Origin of the sequence: Methylobacterium sp. Leaf112, assembly GCF_001423295.1 — a bacterium.
Lineage (GTDB): Bacteria > Pseudomonadota > Alphaproteobacteria > Rhizobiales > Beijerinckiaceae > Methylobacterium.
Map to the genome: position 1 here is coordinate 273,083 of NZ_LMNG01000029.1, position 22,898 is coordinate 295,980.

The 22,898-nt window shown below is 65.6% G+C and carries 21 protein-coding genes and 1 pseudogene; 13 read left to right on the top strand and 9 right to left on the bottom strand.

What is annotated here, in order from left to right:
• The first annotated feature begins 219 nt into the window (after window positions 1-219).
• The 8 genes from ASF52_RS22675 (at window position 220) to qatD (ending at window position 11,073) form a co-directional block, all read left to right on the top strand.
• Window positions 220-594, top strand: coding sequence for a hypothetical protein (locus tag ASF52_RS22675; protein WP_156630146.1), 375 nt, complete (start codon window positions 220-222; stop codon window positions 592-594).
• A complete protein-coding gene (locus ASF52_RS13755; protein ID WP_082483815.1) occupies window positions 591-2,696 on the top strand; it encodes a DDE-type integrase/transposase/recombinase in 2,106 nt (701 codons plus the stop codon). Before ASF52_RS22675 ends, ASF52_RS13755 begins: the two co-directional genes overlap by 4 nt.
• A gap of 8 nt (window positions 2,697-2,704) precedes the next feature.
• Window positions 2,705-3,784: an ATP-binding protein gene (locus ASF52_RS13760; protein ID WP_156630148.1), complete on the top strand. Its 1,080-nt coding sequence runs from the start codon at window positions 2,705-2,707 to the stop codon at window positions 3,782-3,784.
• Between the two features lie 15 nt (window positions 3,785-3,799).
• Window positions 3,800-5,734: a TniQ family protein gene (locus ASF52_RS22680; protein ID WP_156630150.1), complete on the top strand. Its 1,935-nt coding sequence runs from the start codon at window positions 3,800-3,802 to the stop codon at window positions 5,732-5,734.
• A gap of 557 nt (window positions 5,735-6,291) precedes the next feature.
• Window positions 6,292-8,160, top strand: a complete 1,869-nt coding sequence (locus tag ASF52_RS13765) for a KAP family P-loop NTPase fold protein (RefSeq protein WP_056172929.1) — start codon at window positions 6,292-6,294, stop codon at window positions 8,158-8,160.
• A gap of 212 nt (window positions 8,161-8,372) precedes the next feature.
• Window positions 8,373-9,050: a Qat anti-phage system associated protein QatB gene (gene qatB, locus ASF52_RS13770; RefSeq protein ID WP_156630152.1), complete on the top strand. Its 678-nt coding sequence runs from the start codon at window positions 8,373-8,375 to the stop codon at window positions 9,048-9,050.
• Window positions 9,047-10,351 carry a Qat anti-phage system QueC-like protein QatC gene (gene qatC, locus ASF52_RS13775; RefSeq protein ID WP_056172935.1) on the top strand — a complete coding sequence of 435 codons (1,305 nt, stop codon included), beginning with the start codon at window positions 9,047-9,049 and terminating at the stop codon, window positions 10,349-10,351. Before qatB ends, qatC begins: the two co-directional genes overlap by 4 nt.
• Window positions 10,348-11,073: a Qat anti-phage system TatD family nuclease QatD gene (gene qatD, locus ASF52_RS13780; protein ID WP_056172938.1), complete on the top strand. Its 726-nt coding sequence runs from the start codon at window positions 10,348-10,350 to the stop codon at window positions 11,071-11,073. The genes qatC and qatD overlap by 4 nt, the downstream gene beginning before the upstream one ends.
• Before the next feature lie 229 nt (window positions 11,074-11,302).
• Here qatD and ASF52_RS13785 read toward each other — a convergent pair.
• The 4 genes and pseudogenes from ASF52_RS13785 to ASF52_RS13800 form a co-directional block, all read right to left on the bottom strand.
• A pseudogene (locus ASF52_RS13785) lies at window positions 11,303-11,767 on the bottom strand (terminase large subunit domain-containing protein); the annotation flags it as partial.
• On the bottom strand, window positions 11,712-12,416 hold the full coding sequence (locus ASF52_RS22685; protein ID WP_056172940.1) for a hypothetical protein: 705 nt from the start codon (window positions 12,414-12,416) through the stop codon (window positions 11,712-11,714). The pseudogene ASF52_RS13785 and the gene ASF52_RS22685, both read right to left, overlap by 56 nt.
• 320 nt (window positions 12,417-12,736) lie before the next feature.
• Window positions 12,737-13,000, bottom strand: coding sequence for a hypothetical protein (locus ASF52_RS13795; protein ID WP_056172942.1), 264 nt, complete (start codon window positions 12,998-13,000; stop codon window positions 12,737-12,739).
• Between the two features lie 301 nt (window positions 13,001-13,301).
• Window positions 13,302-13,565, bottom strand: coding sequence for a hypothetical protein (locus ASF52_RS13800; protein WP_056172945.1), 264 nt, complete (start codon window positions 13,563-13,565; stop codon window positions 13,302-13,304).
• Between the two features lie 327 nt (window positions 13,566-13,892).
• On the opposite strand from ASF52_RS13800, the gene ASF52_RS23520 reads away from it, so the two are divergent.
• The 3 genes from ASF52_RS23520 to ASF52_RS13810 all read left to right on the top strand — a co-directional run bounded on the left by ASF52_RS23520 (window position 13,893) and on the right by ASF52_RS13810 (window position 16,080).
• Window positions 13,893-14,027, top strand: coding sequence for a hypothetical protein (locus ASF52_RS23520; RefSeq protein ID WP_274533796.1), 135 nt, complete (start codon window positions 13,893-13,895; stop codon window positions 14,025-14,027).
• Window positions 14,024-15,556, top strand: coding sequence for a porin (locus ASF52_RS13805; protein ID WP_056172948.1), 1,533 nt, complete (start codon window positions 14,024-14,026; stop codon window positions 15,554-15,556). The genes ASF52_RS23520 and ASF52_RS13805 overlap by 4 nt, the downstream gene beginning before the upstream one ends.
• 98 nt (window positions 15,557-15,654) lie before the next feature.
• Window positions 15,655-16,080: a cupin domain-containing protein gene (locus ASF52_RS13810; protein ID WP_056172951.1), complete on the top strand. Its 426-nt coding sequence runs from the start codon at window positions 15,655-15,657 to the stop codon at window positions 16,078-16,080.
• Window positions 16,081-16,421: 341 nt separating this feature from the next.
• Here the strand turns inward: ASF52_RS13810 and ASF52_RS13815 are convergent, their stop codons facing one another.
• Window positions 16,422-16,640: a hypothetical protein gene (locus ASF52_RS13815; protein WP_244473813.1), complete on the bottom strand. Its 219-nt coding sequence runs from the start codon at window positions 16,638-16,640 to the stop codon at window positions 16,422-16,424.
• A 476-nt stretch (window positions 16,641-17,116) separates the two neighbouring features.
• The gene (locus tag ASF52_RS13820; protein ID WP_056172954.1) at window positions 17,117-17,626 is read right to left on the bottom strand and encodes a PRC-barrel domain-containing protein; all 510 of its coding nucleotides are present in this window, start codon (window positions 17,624-17,626) and stop codon (window positions 17,117-17,119) included.
• A gap of 253 nt (window positions 17,627-17,879) precedes the next feature.
• Between ASF52_RS13820 and ASF52_RS13825 the strand changes: the two genes are divergently transcribed.
• Both ASF52_RS13825 and ASF52_RS13830 read left to right on the top strand, forming a co-directional pair.
• On the top strand, window positions 17,880-18,458 hold the full coding sequence (locus ASF52_RS13825) for a glutathione peroxidase (protein ID WP_056172957.1): 579 nt from the start codon (window positions 17,880-17,882) through the stop codon (window positions 18,456-18,458).
• A gap of 39 nt (window positions 18,459-18,497) precedes the next feature.
• Window positions 18,498-19,004 carry a cupin domain-containing protein gene (locus ASF52_RS13830; protein WP_056172961.1) on the top strand — a complete coding sequence of 169 codons (507 nt, stop codon included), beginning with the start codon at window positions 18,498-18,500 and terminating at the stop codon, window positions 19,002-19,004.
• A gap of 79 nt (window positions 19,005-19,083) precedes the next feature.
• On the opposite strand, the gene paoC is transcribed toward ASF52_RS13830, so the two are convergent.
• The 3 genes from paoC to paoA all read right to left on the bottom strand — a co-directional run.
• Entirely contained in the window at window positions 19,084-21,402 is a 2,319-nt protein-coding gene (gene paoC / locus ASF52_RS13835) for an aldehyde oxidoreductase molybdenum-binding subunit PaoC (RefSeq protein ID WP_056172964.1), read from the bottom strand.
• Window positions 21,403-21,406: 4 nt separating this feature from the next.
• Window positions 21,407-22,357 carry an FAD binding domain-containing protein gene (locus ASF52_RS13840; RefSeq protein ID WP_056172966.1) on the bottom strand — a complete coding sequence of 317 codons (951 nt, stop codon included), beginning with the start codon at window positions 22,355-22,357 and terminating at the stop codon, window positions 21,407-21,409.
• The coding region (paoA, locus tag ASF52_RS13845) for an aldehyde dehydrogenase iron-sulfur subunit PaoA (RefSeq protein WP_056172969.1) at window positions 22,354-22,898 on the bottom strand (545 nt) is incomplete at its 5' end. The genes paoA and ASF52_RS13840, both read right to left, overlap by 4 nt.

A 22,898-nucleotide genomic window follows, 5' to 3' on the forward strand; every position in this document is an offset into this window, starting at 1 on the left:
ATATCCCAGGCTCCGAGTGCTTCCCACTCTTGCCCTCATTGCTATCAGCAGGCGGGTTAATCAATGGAACACCCGCATCTCAGCAGCACTGATAAGCCGGAAAGCCCGAGGCGACGCATCTCTATCGCGTCTTTGCTCGGTCCCCGCCGCGGACGCAGGTTGGTGACGCCGTCGGGAGTTGGTGTTCGCGGCCTTTTCCCTTCCTCAAAGAACGGGCGAATGATCGAGTTCGAGTCGCTGGGCGAACGGAACGCCGCCGCGTTACTCGAAGAAAGGCGTGAGATACTAGCCTACCTAGAGCAGCCGCCTGCCGAGCGATGGTTCGATGGAGAGCGGATACGTCGGTACACGGCCGACTTCAGCGTTATTACCGTCTACGGAAGGGTGTTGCTTGAAATAAAGCCGGCCGACATTGCCCGCCGGCCGAAGATCAGAACACGTCACCGTCTCATCAAAGCGAATTTAGCGGCACGCGGCATACCCTTCGTCGTCTGGACCGAACGGCACGTAGCTCGGCCACATCGCGCCATTGCCATGCTCCTGGCCGCCGCGCGACGCGGCACCCGATCCGAATGTAGGGAGGTTCGTCCATGAAAATACCCTTCCCAAACTTGCAACTGAACGTTCGCGTCGAACTCTACGGCGTCTCTTACGTGTTCATGGCACGCGAGGATGCGGGCTACGTATTTCGCAGCTCAGTGGATGGCGAAACTAGGACGGTCGGCGCGGCTGAACTGCAAAACGCCTTCTTCAAGCGCGCTTTTAAGATACCGCCTCAGATCCATCCGGGCCTTCCGAAAGGTGTCCGTGAGCGGATCCGCTATGACCTAAACGAACTCCCTGATCCTCAGCAGGACGAAGCGATCCGTCGATGGCAGTATTGCAGGGCTCTCGACCGCCTTGCCGACTTGAGGCTCAAGGCCGGCAACCGTAAGGGCCGACGGCTCTTCGGAAGGTCCGATAGAAAATACGACCAAGCCGCCCGGATCGTCGCTATGGTGCTCCGTCGCTGGGGTGTCAGAGATGAGCACAACCCAGGAGGGTCCACCCTACGTGACTGGTTCCGACGCTGGGAAAGGTCTGGCAAGAAGCCCTCGGCGCTCGTCCGACTCGACCATCTAAAAGGTCGTAAGCCGACTAGGCACGTCCCTGCCGTCATGAAGATCGTTTTTGATTGCGTGCGAGACTTTTACTTAGTCCGGGACAGCACCTGCAGCGTGCCCACTCTTCATACTCACGTGCTCGACCTAATCGATGCGCACAATAAAAAGTTCGGCACGAACGACGTAGCGCCGACTGTGGCCCAGCTTTACCGCATCATCGACCAGGAATTCGATGAAGCTGAGAAATGCTATCTGCGAGAGGGCGCCAAAGTCGCGCGAGAGAGGTTTTCGCCGAAGCGTAGGCGAAAGTCGCCTAAGAAGTTGATGGAAATCGTGGAGATTGACCATGCCCTCCTCGACATCATCGCTGTTCGGGAGCGGACCGGCATCCCGCTTGAGTCGGAGGATGATGCTCCCGAGCTGAAGAAGGGGATTGCCGGACGTGTCTGGGTCACGGTCGCAATATGCCAGGCCTCCCGCTGCGTGGTAGGTCGGTCTCTCTCACTCGATCCACCGTCTTATGTCTCAGTGATGCGCTGTCTCCGCAATATGCTGTCACAGAAGGCGGACGTGCAATTGGGAGAGCTTACGGTCGCCAACCCATGCTTCGGCCTTCCCAAGGTTGTGCATGTCGACAACGGCAAAGACTTCCACAGTCTGAGTCTGAAGGTTGCCGCCGCCTCGTTGAATTTTGAAGTGAGGCATATGGGACGCCACCGCCCGTGGGAGCGCGGACGAGTTGAGCGATTCTTCCGCGAAGTACAACAGGACTTCGCGGCGCAGCCGGGAAGAACCTTTTCAAGTACCGTCGATAGAGGTGACTACGACTCCGAGGGTAACGCCACGCTTACATTCCCTGTGATCGAGAACATGTTCGACAAGTGGGTGGCTGGCATCCATCACCACCGCCCCCACAGGGGCCTCTTTTGGCGGACGCCGGCCGAGGTCTGGGACGAGCTCGCTCAATTCGGCGTCGGCATACCACCCGACGTGAAGGATATCGAGGTTTTAACAAGGAAGGTCCTCCACAAGCCAGTCAAGGATAGTGGCATCGAGTACCTCGGGTTGTTCTGGCATTCAGATGAGCTTGCCGGGTTACATCGTAAATATGGAACTGGGAGGAAGTTCCCTGTCATGATTGACCCCCTGAACCTGCTTACGGTGGAGGTGATCGAAGAGACGGAGACGGAGACAGAGACGAAGGTTATCCGTCACGTGGCGGAGATCGACGACAAGGATCTCGTTCAAGGCATTGACCTCGACATGTGGGAGCGTGTCCGCAATCGCGGCCGTGAACGCACTCCGGAGGGCGAGCGCCTGCGGCGCGAGACTATGTTCGAGGCTCGTAAGGAGCTGATGCGGGTCGCACGAGAAAACGACCTCGCCGGCGAGAAGCTCACTAAGGGTGAGGCTAAGTTCGCCGAGCGGGCGGCTAAGGAGGAGGCCCAGGTCCGAAAGGCGGCCAGGCTTGCGGAGGAACAAGCCGGTGTCCCGCCGGCAGCGACGATGGCGCCTAAGAAGCCGACGGCGGTCCTTCAATCTTCGCCCATCGCCACGGCTTCGGTGGCCGTGCGCTCGACAAAGTATGCGTGAGGGGCTCCATGACGGATCAGAAAATCGACTGGAACGAAGCCGGTAAGGCAGCCGAGCTCGATGCTTTCATGGTTGCGGTTGGACACATCCACGTTCCCACCACGAACTTTGATCAAGGCGTGAGGGAACTAGAATGGCTTCGGCGGCGTGCCCGGCGGGGGGAGGGGTCGTGTCTTGTAGTGGGGGGACGGTCCGGATCCGGCAAGAGCTGGCTGCTTGAGCGTAACCTCCTCGCATCGGAGTTCACACAGGATTATGGGCCGCTCGTTGACCCGCTTCCGGTGATCTCAATCGATGCACCATCGCCAGGCCACACAAAGGCGCTTGCTGCCAGGCTGCTCGAAAAGGTGCTCGGCTATGCCGTCCCGGCACGGGATTCGGAGCCCATGCTGCTTGATCGCTTCACGAAGATCGGGATTGCGAGGGGGCTGAAGGTCATCAAAATTGACGAGTTCCAGCATGTTGTGAACAGCTTCGTCAGGGTAAACCAAAGCCGGAACGAGGACAAAGAGAAAATCGCGTCGGAGAATATTAAGACACAAATTAACAAGGCGCCTTTCCAATGGATCATCGCCGGCGAACCTTCAGTAATGAGTTTCTTCCACCGTTGGGAGCAATTCGAAGGCCGCGGGCGGAAACTTGCAATGCAGCCGTTCGCATGGCCCACGGATAAGGACGAACTCGCAGCGTTCCTAGATAAATACGACGAGGAGCTGTCGGGTATCCATTTTGGCCGGAAAAGCGGACTGGCCGAAATGGCTCCACGTTTCCAACTGGCGACAGGCGGCTTCTACGGTCAGATGGTCCGTCGTCTCCTGAAGGACGCGGCTGAGATGGCATTCATGGCCGGCGACCCCGACATCAGTGAGGCACTATCGGTAACCTACGAGCGCTGGAAGCGTCTCGGCGATAGAGAAAATCCGTTCTTGATGAAGATGCCCGAGGTGGCGAGCAGGCTTTGTACACCTCCTACATCCTTGCCGGTCCCTACGGTTCCTCAAGCGGAGATCCTCCAGGCAGCGGTCGCGCAGCCGAAGATGAGCGGGCGAGGGAAGGGCCAGACGCGGGAACCATCGTTCGCAAAATGAGCGGAGTGAGATTGCTTGGGCAAGGACATCCACATCGCCCGTTTGCCGCTGCGGGTGCCCTTTCGATCCGGGGAGCCGGCCTACGCCTTGTTCGGGCGGATGGCCGATCGCCTCAGCGCTACGTCGCGGATGGCCTTTGCGGGGGAGCTCGGCCTGAGTCATCGAGCATTGCTCGACGGGAAGCTTGTCGAGACCGTCGCAGTCCTCGCAGGGCAGGTGCTGAGCGAGGTCAGTGCCGCTACGTTCGTCTTAGCTGACGGACAGGTCTCGCTGCGCGGTCGCGTGCTCGACCGGAACCACTGGTCGTGCCTGCGTCCGCGCGTCTGCGTCGATTGCCTGCGGGAGGACCTTTCGGAAGGAGGCTCGGCGGGAACCGTTTGGCACCGAACATGGTGGGACGTGCTCCCCCTGCGTCGATGCCATATCCATGGGGGAGTGTTGGTTTCCGGAGGGATCGAGGCCGTCCGGGCTGCACGCACCACTCAGGGCTTTCCCGCCGAGGTCACGCCGCGGACGCGGACGGCTGGCGAGGATTATATCCTGGGACGTTTAGGCCTTTCACCCTCCCGCCCGCTGGACTTGCTCGACCAACTTCCGATCTCTCGTGCAGTGGAGATTCTCGAAGTTGTTGGAGCGGCTGCCGACGGGCGTCGCTGGGGCCAACGTGAGATCTGCCGGGTGGACAAGGCCGACTTGCTTTCATTCGGCTTTGGACCGTTCGCCGGTGGCGTTGCGTCGTTCCTCGCCCACCTAGATGATTTGGTCCGGAACGCGCCCGCCGTGCGAGACCACCTGCTCCCGAACGCCGTATATGGCCGTCTCTACACGATGCTGTCCTCCGAGGAGATCGATCCGGCCTTCGACGAGATCCGTGGGCTCGTCCGAGAACATGCGCTCGCAAACCTTCCGATCCCGCAGGGGCAGTCGATCCTCGGCTCCGCCGTTCGGCGCCAAAACATCTACACCCTCGCACAGGCAGCCGAGCGCTTGGCGGTTGAAAAGCCACTTGCCGGCCGGCTGCTTTGGTCCGCGGGTGCACGGCCGCGCCATGTCGCAGGCCAATTACCACTATTTTCCAGCTCCGAGGTCGAAAGTGCAGCCGACTTGGCCGCGGCAACTGTTTGGGGCCGAGACGCCCGCAAAATCCTCGGGCTGCCTCCGGCTGCGTTCGCCTCAATCGTGAAGGCCGGTTGCCTGCCCAAGGCATTGGACGGACAGGCCACGGGTGCCAGGGAGGACCGGTTCCGGAAGGCTGACATCCTACGCCTGCGCGAGATGGTCATGGGAGGCTTGCGGACCATGGTTCGTCCTCACGCCGGTTCCGCGCCGCTCCCGTCGGCCGTTCGCTCAGCGATGTCCTCGACGGGCGAAATCATCGCCGCGATTTTGGATGGTGCTCTCATTCCTACAGGCAGGCTAAGCGGGGGCGAGGGATTGTCGGCGGTGCTGGTCGACACGGCAGACGTCCTCGCGCTGCATAATTGCCTCGACCACGATCTCATGCCCTGGAGAGATATCGTCGGCGAACTCGGTAGCCGTTCGGCGGCGGATACCCTCGTGCGTTCCGGCCATTTAACAGTGTCGGTCGTGCCGGCGGGGTTCAGAAACAGAAGGCGTCGCGTCGTACCGCGTCGCGAATGGGCACGTTTCGAAGCCGCCTATATCTCAGCGGCCGAAATGGCTCGGTCGCGCGGAACATCGGCGAGTGCCATCGTTCGTGCCCTGGAAAAATCTGGGGTACAGCCGTCCATCGCCTGCCCAGACGGGAGGTTGTTTTACGCCAGAGCTCCATTCATACTAGGATATTCAAACAAGGGCGACGCACGTCCGAGCAGCCGAAGGTCTTGTACGGTTCGTACCCGTCCCGGCCGTGGGCGACAGCAGACAGTTCCCCAATCATCGCGTAATTGCCATATGCTGACGCAAGATAATCATAAGAAGTCAGGTTAATCGGAGGTGCCTGATGGCTATTGATCAGGCTTTGACGTATGGCTCCAGCATCTTAAGTTGCGCCCGGCGAAGTGCCGCCTGAACGCCGTCTACCTAATTCTACTCAGATGTAGCGTCTTGCCGGTATTGCGCTGCGCTGATTAAAGGCTCTGTCCTTGCCTATCATAGCCTAGGCCGGTGCAAAACGCATGTCTGGGCACTTGTTGGGCTATAGCTTAAAATCGCTATTTTGCTCCCAGGGAGATAATTCGTCTGAGAAGCAACGTTCCAATACTCAGAGACTTAGAAAATTCGATTTCCATATGCAAAGATTTGGCAAGAGCAGCGGTCCGTTCCTAGCTTGTCATGCCTCATAATATCGTAGCAAATAAAAGCGCTGATGTAATCTTCCCTGGCGGAGTTCCGGATACCCTACGTTTAGCTACCTGAATTCGGTGGCAAAAGCCGAGTGTCCTGGCCCAATTAGGTGAACAAGCGGGGGGTAAACAGCTACGGGCGCTTGCTCGTCTTGACGGAACTTTCCATAATCATCTGCAACTCAAGATTGGCAGAGCGTTATGTGGTCAGACGTCGAGACCGACCAGGATTTTCTAAATTTCCGGGTCATGGCCAACCTCGCGGGGCAGATGATCCTCGACGCTGGAGGGAAACCGCTTAGCATCGGCATCTCGGGCGGCTGGGGCGTTGGCAAGTCCTCTATGGTCAAGTTGATCGCCTCCGACCTCGAAGGTAGGTCGTCGAAGAAACTCGTATTCCTTACTTTTAACGCCTGGCTCTACCAGGGGCACGACGACGCTAAGGCGGCGTTGATGGAGGAGATTGCGCGGACGCTCCTTAAGCACGCCGAAGGCAATAAGGATGTCGTAGGCCGCATCAAGGAACTTGGATCGCGGATCGATTTCTTCAGAGTGGCAAGGTACGGTGCGGAGGCGGCAGCGACCTACGCTTCGGGCGGTGTTCCCTTCGGCGCATTCACCAAGGGATTGGAGAGCCTCTGGGAGCATCTCACAGATGGAGAAATATCCAAGCAGGATCTCGGCGAGGCCAAGGATTTCGCCAAGGAGCACAAGGACGAAGCCAAGGCCCTGATCAAGCCCAAGAAGGCTCCCGAGACGCCCCCTCAGGCGATCCATGCCTTCCGCGAGCACTTCAAGAAGGCATTGGAGGAGCTCGACGTCACGCTTGTGGTGTTCGTCGACGACCTCGACCGATGTTTGCCGTCGACGGTCATCGGTACGCTCGAAGCCATGAGGCTATTCCTGTTCATGGACAGGACCGCATTCGTCATCGCGGCCGACGACAAGATGATCAAAGAGGCGGTTCGCATCCACTTCAAGGAAGCGCGCCTCGACGATGACCTGGTCGTCAGCTATTTTGATAAACTCATCCAGGTTCCGCTTCGCGTTCCGCCGCTCGGCATCAACGAGGTCCGCGCTTACCTTCTCCTCCTATTAACCGAGAACGCCGAACTCGACGCCGATCCGAAGCGTCGAGTCAGGGAGGCTGTGAACGATAGGCTGGCGGCGAGCTGGAAAGGGCTTTCGGTCGATGCCGCGTTCGTCGCCGAGCAAATTGAGGGGTGCTCCACTACCCTGAAGTCGGAATTCGCCTTAGCGGATCGTCTCGCTAAGCAGATGGCCACGTCTCGCAAGATCGCGGGCAACCCTCGCCTTATCAAGCGGTTCCTCAACACGCTTTCCATTCGGCGAAAGTTGGCGGCGGCGCAGAGCATCCCGGTCGACGGCGCCGTACTGGCTAAGATTTTGCTGTTTGAGCGCTGCGCGGCGCCTGCCTCATTCGAGTTCCTCGTTCAATCGGTCACGCAGGCGGTCGATGGTAAGTCGGAGAACCTGCGCATGGCGGAGCGCGTCGTGCGGGGTGGCGGCGATCTACCCGAGGACAAGGACGCATGGTCGGCAGATCGCACTTTCGTGATGGACTGGCTCAAGCTCGACCCGCCGTTGTCCGGAGTGGACCTCCGCGGCGCTATCCATGTCGGCCGTGAGAGCCTCCCCATCATTTCGGCAGACGATCGGGTTTCGAAAGAGGCGCAGGACATCCTGGCGGAGGCAGTCTCGCTGAGGCTGAAGCCAACGGCAGATTTACGCGCTCGCTTCACGAGGCTCATCCCGGACGAGAAGTCGTTCCTCGTGGGCAAGCTCATGGAACGGGCGGCCTCGGAGGCCGAGTGGGGGACCCCCGACATTCTATGGGGCCTCGCGATGGTGGCGGAAGCCGACCTCGATGCCGCCAAGCGCCTCGTCGTCTTCCTATCGAACCTCGACAGCGCCGCGCTCCGACCGCCCATAGTGCCGCGCATCCGCGACACGACCTGGGGAGGCGAAGTGGTCACCGAATGGCGCGGCCGCAGCGACATGCCAGACCAGATGAAAAGGATCTTGGCACCTAGGAAGGTGAAGGTCTGATGGGAACCTCGAAATCGAGCACGGGACCGGGGAAGGGTGTCGGCCTAGTCCCTCCTTGGCTCGACACGCCGCCCGGCGTGCCCCCATCAGCCGTCCCATCTGGTTCGGTCGCGCCCAGCGGTGGCCCGAGCCCACAGGCGCCATCTCTTCCGGTACCGGGGACGCCGCCCCTGCTTTCGCAGCCTTCGGTGCCGCCACCGCCAGGTACGGCGGTGCCTAAGCGCTTCCAAGAGGCGCGGCGCGGAGTCGGCGCATACGTTTCGTCAGGCGACAAGGAAAGGCTGAGGGCCGGGCTCGGCAGCTACGTCGGCAAGGGCTACCGCGGCGGGCGCACCGCCTCCGCGCGGATGGGACAAGCGGCGACTTCGGCCGGACGCGCCTACGATGTCTTGAGCGGACTTGCAGACGGCAGTGTCACGCAGCAGGACCTCGGCTTCGACCCCGCCACCGTCGCCGGGGCTCCCATGGACGACGTCATCGACGCCCTCGTCGATGTGATCTGCCGGAACGATACGACGCTGGACGACGCCGCGGGCCGTGAGGCGGTCAATGAGGCGCTCAGTGAGGTACTGGCTGAAAATCCCGGTACCGACCCACTCGCGATGCCGGTCGAGCACACGCAGGAGGTCTGGCTTCGAACTGTGGCCTACCACGTGTTCGAGGACATCATGCTCGACTTGGGGGCTGGCCTTCAGCGTGGGGCTTTCGGCGACGCCAAGGTCTTCAACGACCGCCGCTATGAGATCCGCGACTTCGTGCGCGAGAGCTTCCGCGAGCAGTACGGGCAGTTGACGGCGGCAGGACGCAACGTCGACCGCAGCAACGCTGCTGCCATTGCGAAGGAGGTCACCTCCCTGGTCTTCGACGTCTACGAAGGATGGATGGAATGAGGGTCGCTGTCCTACCCAACCGCGTCGGGTCCGCAGGCCTACGCGTCAACGCGCGTCTCGCTCTTTTCGAGGGTGCCCCCGCCGGTCTCGACGGCAGCGTCGGGACGGGACTCATCCGGGAGACCCACAAGGCGCTGGGCCGGTCGCCCGTCGCGGCGGCATGGGACCTGGCGGCGGTAGCGCTCGCCGTCATCGGTGCCGATAGGTACGTCAACCGCGCCGCCGTAAGTGAGGATGGTTGGACCAGGCAAATCGAACTCACGGTCTCGGTCACGGACCCAGCGCGCTGGATGGCGATGTTGCCGACGGTGAGGGATACGCTGGGCTTCCTCACCGGGGACGTGTGGTCCCTGGCCTTCCTGCCGGATGGCGTGCAGCCGCGCCCGCCCGCCCACACCGTCGGCAACCGGCCGGAGACGTGCGTGTCGCTGCTCTCCGGTGGCCTCGACAGCCTCATCGGGGCCATCGACTTGGCCGCCAGCGGCGAGAGGCCGATCTTCGTCAGCAATCGCGTCAAGGGCGACTGCCGCAAGCAAGCGGATTTCGCCGAAGCCGTCGGAGCCCGCCAGCATGTCCTATCTCTGAACCACAACGCGCGCGTGAGGCACACTGCACCCGAGATCTCGCAACGTCCCCGCTCGCTCGCCTTTCTGGCGTTTGGCGTCCTCGCTGCCACCACGCTGGATAGGTACCTAGCAGGGGAGGTCGTCGATCTCGTCGTCCCCGAGAACGGCTTCATCAGCCTCAACGTCCCACTGACGCACCTGCGTTCGGGGAGCCTGAGCACACGCACCACCCATCCCCGGTTCCTCGCCGGCCTGCAGGCCGTCATCGACGGGCTTGGGTTAAGGGTGAGGCTGGTCAATCCCTATCGGCACAAGACCAAGGGCGAGATGATGCTGGAATGTTCCGACCAAGCGCTGATCTCGCGTCTGGCGCCAAGCTCAATGAGTTGCGGCCGCGGCGGCCGCATCAACGGGCATTGCGGCCAGTGCCTCCCGTGCCTGGTACGTCGGTCCGCGTTCCTAAGGCATGGCGGGACGCTGGCTGCGGATACGACGATGCCCCCTTACAGGCATCCAGGTCTGGGTGGCGCGTTCACGGCCCTGGCCTTCAGCCGGTACGACGATGTTATGCAGTGCCTTGGCGCCATCGACACATTGGACCGCCGCGGCGCCCGCCGCTGGATTGGGTCGGCCATTCCGGCGTCGACCGTCCCCGAGGCGGAGGCTTGCCGTCAGGTCGCCATCCGGGGCTTACTTGAGATCAAGGCCTTCATGCTCGCCGCGGGCCTTCTGTGATTGATTTCCACTGCCATCTCGATCTCTACCCGGAGCCGGCGAAGGTGGTCGCAGAGGTGGCGAAGAGGGGCATGTACGTCCTTGCCGTCACGACCACACCGAGAGCCTTCGAAGGCAATTTGCGCTTCGTTGGATCGAATCGGCGCATCCGGGTGGCGGTCGGGCTGCACCCCGAGCTCGTTGGGGAGAGGCATGCAGAGGTTGGGCTGGTTTGCGCTGCCTTGTTGCGCACACGCTACGTTGGCGAGGTCGGCCTTGACGGCTCCCCGCAGCACTGGGGAACGTTCGCAACCCAGCGAAATGTGTTGCGGACCATCTTCAAGGCCTGCTGCGACCAGGGGGGGCGGGTCATCAGCCTTCATTCAAGAATGGCGGTCCAAGCAGTCCTCGACGAGATCGAGCAGGCCGGCCCCATCGGGACGCCGGTCATGCACTGGTTCGGTGGAACACCGGACGAAATGGTCCGGGCATCGGGTCTCGGATGCTGGTTCAGCGTCGGTCCCGCAATGTTGAATTCCAAGAAGGGGCGCCTCCTTGCTGCCGGCATGCCTCGCGACCGTGTCTTGCCTGAAACAGACGGGCCATTCGGGCAATCACGCGGCAAACCTCTCACGCCCTGGGACTGCGAACTCGTCATTCCGATTCTCGCGGATCTCTGGGACATGCCGCTCTCGGCAGTGGAAGCCCTCATGAGTGATAACCTGCGCCGCTTGGTGATTTGATCCCAGCGCACTGGAACGAGCAGCTCCAAGGTCTTCGACATAGGTTTTCGCGGCGGTTTCAACGAAGCCGGCATGGTCCGCGGTGAGCCGCATTCCTTTGGGGGTGCGCAAAATTGCGGTAGATTTATCGCGGAGATCTATGGTGTTTGCTTTGATTGCGGTAAGCTATTTCCGAAATTGCGGCGGTTTACCCCATCTTCTGCGGTAAATTATTACAGCCCCTACAGTAGCGCCACTTGGCGATCTCGTCGGACCAGGCGGCGCCGAATTGCGGGCCGCGCAGGGAATCGGGTTCCTCGGCCGAGAAGGCGAGGCCCACCGCGCCGTTGGGCCAGTCGAGGCGGCGGCGCGAGGGCGACCAGCGCGGGCGCAGGCCGTTCAGGGACAGCAGCCCCGACGGCCCCTCGATCATCACGTCGCGGACATCCGCGAAGGTTTCGCCGATGAGGGCGATGCGGCCCACGGGCCGGGCGGTGAAGGCCGGGTCGCCCTGGGCTAGGGCCCGGACCCATTCGGCCCCCGTGCGGGTCTTGCCCGAGCCGCGCCCGCCCACCACCGCCCAGGTGGTCCAGGCGTCTTCCGGGCATGCAGGTGTCGGGCATGGGGGCAGCTGGTCGGCCCGCGCCGTGTGGAGCCAGTCACGGGCGAGCGCCCGGATCAGATGTGGCGGCAGGCTCTCCAGGAAAGCCGGCATCCGGCCGCTCGCCGACGAACGCCGCATAGCGCCGCGCGATCTGCGCGCGCAGGGCGGGCAGGTCGGTGTCCCGTTCTGCGTCCGGGTCGGTGCCCGAGCCGGCGTCGCCGGGGCCGTCCGTGTGCGCGCCGCGTGTCGCATCGGGGTCGCTCCTGGGGGCGGCGGCAAGGTCGTCGAGGAGGCGCTTGAGGCCGCCGAGGTCGCGCAGCACCCGGGCCGAGTCGAGGCCGGGGGGCGCCTCCTTCAGGGCCACGTCGAAGGCCGCGACCTGCCGGGTGATGTGGGTGAGCAGGGCCACCCGGAGGATGGCGGGGCCGGGGGGCGGCCCCTCCGCCGCCTCGGGCAGCCCGCAGGACGAGAACAAGGCCGGCGCCGTGCGGCGGGTCAGGCCGAGCACGGCGGCGAGATCCGCGCGGGTGACCCCGTAGGCGCGGTCGACCCGCGCCAGGGCGGCGCAGCGCGCGGGCGACCAGGCCGCCGGTGCGGTCTTCGCGATGGGAGGGCGCCAGGTCTCCTGGCGGCACCATTTGCGGAGGGTCGCGGCGCTAAGCTTCGTTTCCGCCGCGATCTCCCGGACGGTCTTGTCGGTCTCGCGAAACAGGGCTTCGGCCTGCGCCTTCCGCTCCGCATCGACGGGGGTGAGGTTCATCGCCGCCGCCCCCTCTCCATCCACACTTCTTGAGCGTGGGGTAATGATACCGCAGGAGCGTCGCGCTGTCAATCATAAATTCCTATTTTTAGGATTTAGATCTTATGATTGAGGCTCGCTTTAACGGCCTTCAGGGATGGTGGAGCCGGGGCTCCACTGTCCCTGTTCGCAGGCCGGACTCGTGGCCGGGGCGAAAGTCTAGAGGCCGATCATCGCCTGCGAGGTGCCGACGATGGTGAAGGCCAGACCAGCGGCGAAGGCCGCGATCATGACGTAGGAGAACCCCTTCAGAACCATGGGCGTCGCCTTCCGGGCTCCGATCAGCAGCGGTTTCCGCCGGAGGTCTGGCCGTACTGCATCACGGGGAAGTTCTGCTGGTTGGCGTTGCCCTCGGCGGCCGAGCTCATGGCGCAGCCACCGTAGGCCGGCACGCGGGACGGGGCGTAGACCGAACCGGTGGTCTCGACCTCGGGGGGAAGGAAGCCGGTGTAACGACCCTTCTTCTCGTAGGCCATGGCCGGAGAGAGCGAGGCAACGCCAAGAACAACGGCGGTGGCGAGGGTGGCGATGCGGGTCTTGGTCATGATCTGAGTATCCTGTTCAGGACGATCCGCGCTGCGGACCAGGGCCGACGATTGGCCGATGATTGAAAAGAGGAGAGTTGAGGTGCGCGTTCTGCTTCCGGGATGTCGCGGCCGACGCACCACCCCGGGCAATCTCGAGGACGGTCGCTCGCCCGGAGCGGTCGTTACAGCCCGATCATCGCTTGGGAGGTGCCGACGATGGTGAAGGCCAGACCGGCGGCGAAGGCGACGATCATGCCGTAGGAAAAGCTTTTCAGGACCATGTCTATACCTTGCTGTTGCTGACTTGTGTGAGATCGGATCAGCAGCGGTTTCCGCCCGAGGTCTGGCCGTACTGCATCACGGGGAAGTTCTGCTGGTTGGCGTTGCCCTCGGCGGCCGAACTCATGGCGCAGCCGCCATAGGTCGGCACGCGAGACGGGGCATAGACCGAACCGGTGGTCTCGACCTCGGGGGGAAGGAAGCCGGTGTAGCGACCCTTCGTCTCGTAGGCCATGGCCGGGGAGAGCGAGGCAACGCCAAGAACAACGGCGGTGGCGAGGGCGGCGATACGGGTCTTTGTCATTATCTTATAATCCGCTTCTGCGACAAACCGGCGTTCCGGTCTGTCCGTTGCTTCTGAAAAATAACATAGGGCTTCGATTTCATTCTGAAGGTGCCGCGACGCACGCGCCACCATGGATTAAGCCGACGTGCGCGGAATGCTCCGTGGAGCCGTCTTCACCCGGTCCGACTTGCCGCCCCCCATGGTGCACGGCAAGTCGGGCGGCGGGCGGCATCGCGCGAACGCAGACAGATCACGTTGTAATCCCGACTTGTCGCGGAATATTCGTGTCACGGCAGCGTCATTCGCCAAGCCTAATGCGCCGCCCAGCAAGGTTATGCTTCGAACATGGACCGCTTTGTCGAGGCGTTGCTGCGGCGATGCCTCGACGCCGCGGGTGCAGGCGATGCGCGCGGCCGGCTCGAGTTCGACGGGCCGCCGATGCCGGCCGGCATGCTGCAAATGCAAAGGATCGAGAGATGAGACAACGTCTGTTGGCGCCGACGCTCGGCCTGTTGGCGGCGACCCTCGGATGGAGCGTCCTGACGCTGGCGCCGGCCCAGGCCCAGACCGTCGCGGAGCTGCAGCGCCAGATCGACGAGCTCAAGGCGATGATCAAGGCGCAGGCCGAATCCGGCCGCGGCGCGCGGGCGGCCCCGGCCCGGGTCGCGCATCGCAGCGAAGCCGGCACCCGGCCGGCGGCGGGCCGGCCCGTCGACTCGGCCGTCGCTCCTCCGGCGGCGACGCGGGCCGTCCACGCGGACCGGCCCGCCTTCGCCATCGACCGACCGGATACCTGGATCGACGCCCTGCTGCCGCCCCCGCCCGGGGTGGACGGCCCCAAGCCCGCCGGGTCGCCGAAAACCTGGTTCGAGCGCCTGTCCCTGCGCGGCTACACCCAGATGCGCGTCAACGAAATCCTCTCGGGGGACGGCACCACGCCGGCCGGCCGGTCGCGCCTGCGCTCCGTCCACGACGGCGGCATCACCGAGCGGGGCAACTTCACCTTCCGCCGGGTGCGCCTCGTCCTGCAGGGCGACATCCACGAGCGGGTGTTCATCTACCTTCAGCCGGATTTCGCCGTGAACGTCGCCAACCAGGTCGGCACCGAGGGGCGCGGAAACTTCGCACAGCTGCGCGACGCCTTCGCCGACGTGTTCCTCGACGAGGGGCGCAGCACCAAGATCCGCTTCGGTCAGCAGAAGGTGCCGTATGGCTGGGAGAACCTGCAATCCTCGCAGAACCGTCTCACCCTCGACCGCTCGGACGCCATCAACAGCGCCATTCCGGGCGAGCGCGACATTGGCATCACCGCCTATTACACGCCGGCCCACGTCCAGGGCCTCTGGGACCGGCTGGCCAAGGGCGGCCAGAAGCTGTTCGGCAATTACGGCGCCTTCGGCGTCGGCATCTACAACGGCCAGACCATCAACCGGACGGAACGCAACGACGATCTCATGGTGGCCGGCATGGCGACGTGGCCCTTCGCCCTCGACGGTCTGGGCGCGGCGTTCGAGGGCCAGGTCCTCGAGGTCGGGGCTTCCGCCTACCGCAACCGGTTCCAGCCCGAGATCCGCACGGGCGGCGTCAGCCCGGCGGCGTTCAGCGATGCCCGCGTCGGCCTTCACGCCATCCTGTATCCGCAACCCTTCGGCCTCCAGGCCGAGTGGAACTGGGGGCGCGGCCCGGAATTTGACGTGGTCACCCGCATGATCGAAGAGAAGCCGCTCAGCGGCGGCTACGTCCAGGCCATGGTCCGGGTCGACCATTCCCCCATCGGCCCGTTCATGCCCTACGCGCGCTGGCAGACCTATGGGGGCGGCTGGAAGGTGGCGACCAACGCGCCCCGCCTCGACACCGACGAGGTCGAGGTCGGCGTCGAGTTCCAGCCGACCAAGCCCCTCGAGATCACCCTCGCGTATGCCCGGATGAAGCGCCGGGAGGCCGACAAGCGCCGCCTCGGCCGAGCGGAGGGCCACCTGTTCCGCGGGCAGCTGCAGTGGAATTACTGACGCCGTGCCGAGGGTGGGCCGGACCCCCGCCCTTGGGTGCGCCCCGGAAACCCGGTACCCTCCGGCGAAAATCAGACCCCGCCGGAGGACGACCCCCAATGAGCCACAGCCCGACCCCCCTCACCGCCCACGGTGTGTTCGACGTCGCGGCGCACGCCGCCCAACTGCCCGAGACCGCCGACACCATGGTGGCCGATCACCGCTTCACCGACGATCCGGCGGCAAGCGCCCGGGTGTTCCGGGTCTACCGGCCGACGCCGCCCCACAGCCACGCGTCCTGCGACGAGTACCTCTACGCCCTGTCGGGCCGCTGCCTCATGAAGTTCGCCGACGAGCCCGCCATCGAGGTCGGCCCCGGCACCCTGGTGTTCTTCAAGCGCGGCGTGGTCCACTCGGTGCCGGAGATCCTGGAGGAGCCGATGGTGTTCCTCTCCGTCGACACCCCCCGGCGCGAACCCCGCGACATCCGCTTCGTGGAGGCCGGCACCGGCACGCCGGACAGCTTCATCCGCCAGCGGGATTGAACGCGTCCGGCGGGTGAGGTTCGGTGCGACGCCGACCATGGGAGGCGCTCGGTCCGCGTCGATGGCGCGGACCGTGATCGGACGCACAGGGGCCGGACCCTCCAGGCCCGCGTCGGCCCTCCACGGGGACGAGGTGCATCGCCATGCGCGTGATCGGCGCCCTGACGATCGTCGCCCCGTTCCCTGTCTCCAAACTCTATGGGGACGAACTTTCTAACGGCGACCCGACTCCCGAGAGCCTCGGCCTTTTGGGCGGCATGGGCTTGTCCGCCCTCAGGCCCCGCGCGCGTCACCGGTAGCGAGACGTACCTCTTCGGCCGCGAAGACTTCCTCCATGGTGATTAGGCCCCGGTCTTCCAGGAGTGTGTGAGGAGTTGGAGCGAGGCCGACATCGCGTTGCCCGAGCCGCGCATGATCGCGAACGCCTGCTCATGGTCGTGGGTCATCAGGCTGCGCAGATAGGGGGCCAGCGTGGCGACGGGAGCATCGGCCGCCACGAGCCGGAGAATGTCGAGGGCTTCATCCCGTGGCGTGACAGGGACCAAGTCGGCCGAGGGCATCGTGATAGCCTGAGATATGAATACAACACCGATAGATATAGTAATTCATGCAGATTTGTCAAGATCTATACTTGCATTGACGGGCGCCGGACAGGCCGTATCGTGGGCCGGCGCAGTCCCGCGAGTCGGCCCGAGCCCGCGAGTCGGCCCGAACCAAGTCGGATCGAAATTCCGTTGCCGGAGAACGGATGATCCCGTCGTTCGCTGGACTGGATCCTGGTCCGGCGCGGACCGGACCTGCGACCGGCGGCGCCTCCGCCCTCGGCGGTGCCGTGATGGCGGCCCAGGCTCATGCGAAGTCCGGGCCGAGGACGGGCCTGATCCACGACGTCACCGGCCGGACGAACCTGCGCGGTCCGGGCCGATCGATCGGGCCGCGTCGAGACGGTCCGTCGACGATGCGCCGGATGCGATCCCCGCCCGATGCGTGCCCGAGGCACCCTCCTGCGCAGCTTCCCGCGAAGGGGATCTCGATCCTACGGCGCCTTGGCGGGCTCTGCCGGCTTGGTGTTCGCATCGGTCTTGGCGTCGGTCTTGGCATCGGTCTTGGCCTTGCCGAGGTAGATGTACTCGGGGGCGGCGCGGAGCTGATCCTTGTTGGTGTCGATGGTCGCCTTCAGGGTGGTGTCGTTGGTGCGGGAGAGCTTGAGGGCGCTCGGATCGATGGCGACGTACTTCGTGCCGATGCCCAGGAAGCCGCCGACGCCGACCACCCAGGACTTCACCGTGCTCTTCTCGTCGAGCACCACGTCGGCGATCTCGCCGATGGTCTCGTTGGCGCCGTTCTGGATCATCAGGCCGACGAGCTTCGAGGTGACCATGTCGGTGGGGTTCTGCGCCACGAAGGTCGGGCGCAGGTCGTTGGCGAGGGTGGCGGGGGCCGCCGGAACCGGGGCCGTGCCGGGCGCCGTTGCCTCCGGCGCCTGCGCGAGGGCACCGAGGGTGCCGGCGACGAGGAGGGTGGTGCCGAGCAACAGGCTGCGCATGGAGGCTGGTCTTTCCGGGTCAGGGGCGTGTGGGGCCGGGTGGGGCCGTGTCGAACGCTCAAGCTCGGGACGGCCCGATGGTTCCGCCCACGTGCACGGATCGCTCCGCCCGCGCGCACGGATCCCTATCCCCTGCATGCACGAAGGCGCGACCTGGGACGATCGGCGCGAGACACGGGGGCCGTTCGCGCCCTAGATTCCCATCGAGAGACCGCGCGGGTGCCCCGCGCCGCGAATCCCCGGGAGCCCCGCCATGCCGTCCTTCCTCAGCGAGACCCTGCCCCGCCGACGGGCCCTGATCCTCCTCGGCGCGGCCCTGGCCGGCGGCGCGCGGGCCGCGCAGGCGGGCGAGACCCGGGCCGGGGCCTTCACCTTCGAGAAACCCGAGGGCGGCGGTCTCCCTCTGGCGGATTTCGCCGGCAAGCCAATCCTCGTCGTGAACACCGCGACCTCCTGCGGCTATGCCGGGCAGTTCGTCGGGCTTCAGGGTCTGTGGACCCGGTTCGGCGCCCGCGGCCTCACGGTGATCGCCGTGCCGTCGCCTGATTTCGGCAATCAGGAGACCCTGGACGGTGTCGCCATCGCGGAGGCGGCGCGCAAGAACCACGGCGTCACCTTCCCGGTGGTGGCCAAGACCCACGTCAAGGGCCCCGCCGCCCATCCGTTCTACCGCTGGGCGGCGGCCGAGAAGCCCGGCGCCACCCCGGGCTGGAACTTCCACAAGTACCTCGTCGCCCGCGACGGCAGCCTGCTCGCGGCCTTCCCGCATTCCATGGAGCCGACGGATTCCCGCATCGTCACCGCCATCGTGGGGGAACTGCCCGCCGCCTGAGCGGCCGGCCCTTCGATCGACCCCCAAGGAGGTTTCGCGATGCAGGACCACGATCAAGACCACGACGCGTCCCCGACGGGGGACGCCGCCCCGCGCTGGAAGCACGACGGCATCCGGGTGATCCCCGGCGACAGGCTCGACCCCAACACGGCGCAGACGCCGGGGATGTTCCGGCAGGCCGCCATCAACCACGCCCGCGTCGGCGCCCAGAAGATCTGGGCCGGCACCGTGGCGATCGAGCCCGACGCCAAGACGGGCGTGCACCACCACGGTGCCCTGGAGAGCGTGATCTTCGTGCTCTCGGGGCGCGCCCGGATGCGCTGGGGCGACCGGCTCGAATACGTCGCCGAGGCCGGCCCCGGCGACTTTATCTTCGTGCCGCCCTACGTGCCGCACCAGGAGATCAACGCCTCCCCGGACGAGCCCCTGCACTGCGTGCTGGTGCGCTCGGACAACGAAGCGGTGGTGGTCAACATCACGGATGTCGACCCCGTCGAGCGCCCCGAGACGGTCCCGTGGGTCGATCCGATCCACAAGCACCCGTGAGCCGGATGCGGACGGGGGAGGGCTCCCCCGTCCGCTCTGTCGGGCGGCTCCCGGGGGAGGGGTCCCCCCGTCCGGCCGGTCAGGCGGCTTCCGGCATCCGGTCCAGGAGCTTGTCGAGGGTGATGGGGTAGTCCCGCACCCGGATGCCCGTGGCGTTGTAGACGGCGTTGGCCACCGCGGCGCCGACGCCGCAGATGCCGAGTTCGCCCACGCCCTTGGCCTTCATGGGCGAGGAGATCGGATCGACCTCGTCGAGGAAGATCACCTCCTGGTGCGGGATGTCGGCGTGGACCGGGACCTCGTAGCCGGCGAGATCGTGGTTGGCGAAGAAGCCCCGCTTGGTGTCGACGTCGAGCTTCTCCATCAGGGCGGCGCCCGTCCCCATGGTCATCCCGCCGATCACCTGGCTGCGGGCGGTCTTCGGGTTGAGAATGCGGCCGGCGGAGCAGACCGCCAGCATCCGGCGCACCCGCACCTCCGCGGTGTCGACATCGACGCCCACCTCGACGAAATGCCCGCCGAAGGTGGATTGCTGGTAGGTCTTCGACAGGTCGCCGAACTCGATGCTGTCCTCGCCCGTCAGCGCGCCGGCCTGCGCCGCCTCGCCGAGCGGCACGGCGCGGTTGCCGGACCGCACCTCGCCGTCCACGAAGACGGCATCGTCCGAGTTGATGCCGAGGCGCTGCGCCACGGCCTCGCGCAGCTTCACGCAGGCCGCGTAGACGCCGGAGGTGGAGGAATTCGCGCCCCACTGGCCGCCCGAGCCCGCCGCGACCGGAAAGGCGGAATCGCCGAGCCGGACTACGACGCGGTCGAGGGGCACGCCCATCATCTCGGCCGCCGTCTGGGCGATGATGGTGTAGCTGCCGGTGCCTATGTCGGTCATGTCGGTCTCGACGGTCACGGTGCCCTTGGCGTCGAGCCGGACGCGGGCGCCGGACTTCATCACCATGTTGTTGCGGAAGGCCGCGGCCACGCCCATTCCGACGAGCCAGTGCCCGTCCCGGACCGAGCCCGGCTTCGGGTTGCGCTTGGCCCAGCCGAACGTCTCCGCGCCGCGCGTCAGGCAGCCGACGAGGTCGCGGTGCGAGAACTTGCGGTCGGGCTTGTTCGGGTCGGTCTGGGTGTCGTTGCGGATGCGGAACGCCACCGGGTCCATCCCGAGCTTCTCCGCCATCTCGTCCATCGCGACTTCGAGCACCATCAGGCCCGGCGCCTCGCCGGGCGCCCGCATGGCGTTGCCCTCCGGCAGGTCGAGATGGGCGAGCTTCATGGCGGTCATGCGGTTGGCGCCCGCGTAGAGGAGCTTGGTCTGGTTCACCGCCGTCTCGGGATCGCCGTCGGGCAGGTTGCCGGAGGTGCTCTCGTGCGCGATGGCGGTGATCGTGCCGTCCTCGGTGGCGCCGATGCGCACCCGCTGGATGGTGGCAGGCCGGTGGGTGGTGTTGTTGGCCACCAGCGGCCGGGTCAGCGCCACCTTCACCGGGCGCCTCGCCGCCTTGGCGCCCAGCGCCGCCAGCACCGCGTCGGCGCGCACGAACAGCTTGCCGCCGAAGCCGCCGCCGACATAGGGCGAATCGAGCCGGACGTTCTCCTTCGGGATGCCCAGTATCTTGGCCATGCTGCCATGGCCCCAGCCGATCATCTGGTTGGAGGTCCAGAGGGTGACCTTGTCGCCGTCCCAGGCCGCCACGGTGGCGTGCGGCTCCATCATGGCGTGGCTCTCGTCGGCGGTGGTGTAGGTCTCGTCGAACCGCATCGGGGCCGACGCGAAGGCGCCCTCGAAATCGCCGACGCGCTCGACGCCGTCGCCGCCGCTGCCCTCGCCGCTGTCGCCCGGCGCGGGGGGCGCGCCCTTCGCCTCGGTGGCGAGGTCGAACTTGCCGGCCTCGGGGGCGTAGTCGACCTTGACCAGGAAGGCCGCCGCGCGGGCTTGCTCGAAGGTCTCGGCGACCACCACGGCGATGGCCTGGTGGTAGTGCTGCACCCGGTCGCCGCCGAACAGGTAAGCGGCGTTCATGGTGCCGCGTTCGAGGCGGGGCGTCTCCAGGGTGGTCACGATGGCGAGGACGCCGGGGGCGCGCTTGGCCGCCTCCGAGTGGATCGCCCGGATGCGGCCCTTGGCGATCCCGGCGCCGAGCACGTAGCCGTAGGCTTGGTTCGCCGCCACGTCGTGGCGCTCGTAGGCGTAGGGGGCGGTGCCGGTGGTCTTGTACTTGCCGTCGATCCCGGCGCCGAGCACGTAGCCGTAGGCTTGGTTCGCCGCCACGTCGTGGCGCTCGTAGGCGTAGGGGGCGGTGCCGGTGGTCTTGTACTTGCCGTCGATCCGGTCGGTGGCCTTTCCGACGACCTTGAGCTGGTCGATGGGGTTCTGGCCGGCGGGGGTGTCGAACTTCATGGCTCTAAGCCCTCGCTTCGGTGAGCACCGCGCCGAGCGTGCGCTCGGCGAGCTTCAGCTTGTAGGCGTTGTCGTGGGTCGGCTTGGCCCCGGCGAAGGCCTGCGCGGTCACCGCCTTGGCGCCCTGCGCCATCGCGCCCTCCGCGGCTTCGACCCGCCACGGCTTGTGCGCGACGCCCCCGAAGGCCGCCCGGCCGGTGCCGTCCGGCTGCACCACGGCGGCGACCGAGACGAGGGCGTAGGCGTAGGAGGCCCGGTCGCGGACCTTGCGGTAGATGTGCGTGCCGCCGAGCGGTTTCGGCAGCGTCACCGCCGTGATGAGTTCGCCGGGGGCCAGCGTGGTGTCGACCTCGGGCCGGTCGCCCGGCAGGCGGTGGAACTCGGCGATGGGGATGTTTCGCGATGCCCCCTTGGCATCGATGGTCTCCACGGTGGCGTCGAGGACCCGCATGGCCACCGCCATGTCGCCCGGATGGGTGGCGATGCAGGCCTCGCTGGCGCCGATCACCGCGAGCTGGCGCGAGACCCCGTCGAGGGCCGAGCAGCCCGAACCGGGGGCCCGTTTGTTGCAGGCCTGCGCCGTGTCGTAGAAGTACGGGCAGCGGGTGCGCTGGAGCAGGTTGCCGGCCGTGGTGGCCTTGTTGCGCAGCTGGCCCGAAGCGCCGGCCAGCAGCGCGCGCGACAGCACCGCGTAATCCTTGCGCACCCGCGCGTCGGCGGCGAGATCGGTGTTGCGCACCAGGGCGCCGACCCGCAGGCCGCCCTCCGGGGTCGCCGCGATGGTGTCGAGGCCGAGGCCGTTCACGTCCACGAGGTGGGTCGGGGTCTCGATCTGCAGCTTCATCAGGTCGAGGAGGTTGGTGCCGCCGGCGATGAACTTGGCGTTCGGGGTGCGGGCGACGGCGGCCGCCGCCTCGGCGGCCGAGGTCGGGCGCTCGTACGTGAAGGACTTCATGCCTGCTTCCCCGCGACTTCGGTCATCGCCTCGACGATGTTGGAATAGGCGCCGCAGCGGCAGATGTTGCCGCTCATGCGCTCGCGGATCTCGGCGTCCGTGACCTGCATCGGCGCGTTGAGATCGGCGGTGGCGTGACTCGGGATGCCGGCCTTGATCTCGGCGAGCACGGCGACGCCCGAGCAGATCTGGCCCGGCGTGCAGTAGCCGCACTGGAAGCCGTCGTGCTTGATGAAGGCGGCCTGCATCGGGTGCAGGGCGTCCGGCTGGCCCAGCCCCTCGATGGTGACGATCTCCGCGCCCTGGTGCATCACCGCGAGGGTGAGGCAGGCGTTGATGCGCCGTCCGTCGACGATCATCGTACAGGCGCCGCACTGGCCGTGGTCGCAGCCCTTCTTCGAGCCGGTGAGGTGCAGGTGCTCGCGCGCCGCGTCGAGGAGCGAGGTGCGGGTGTCGAGTTCGAGGTCCCGGCGCTGGCCGTTCACCGTCAGCGACACCTTCGCCAGGACGGGCTTGTCGGTCCCGGCGGGTGCGGCGCCCA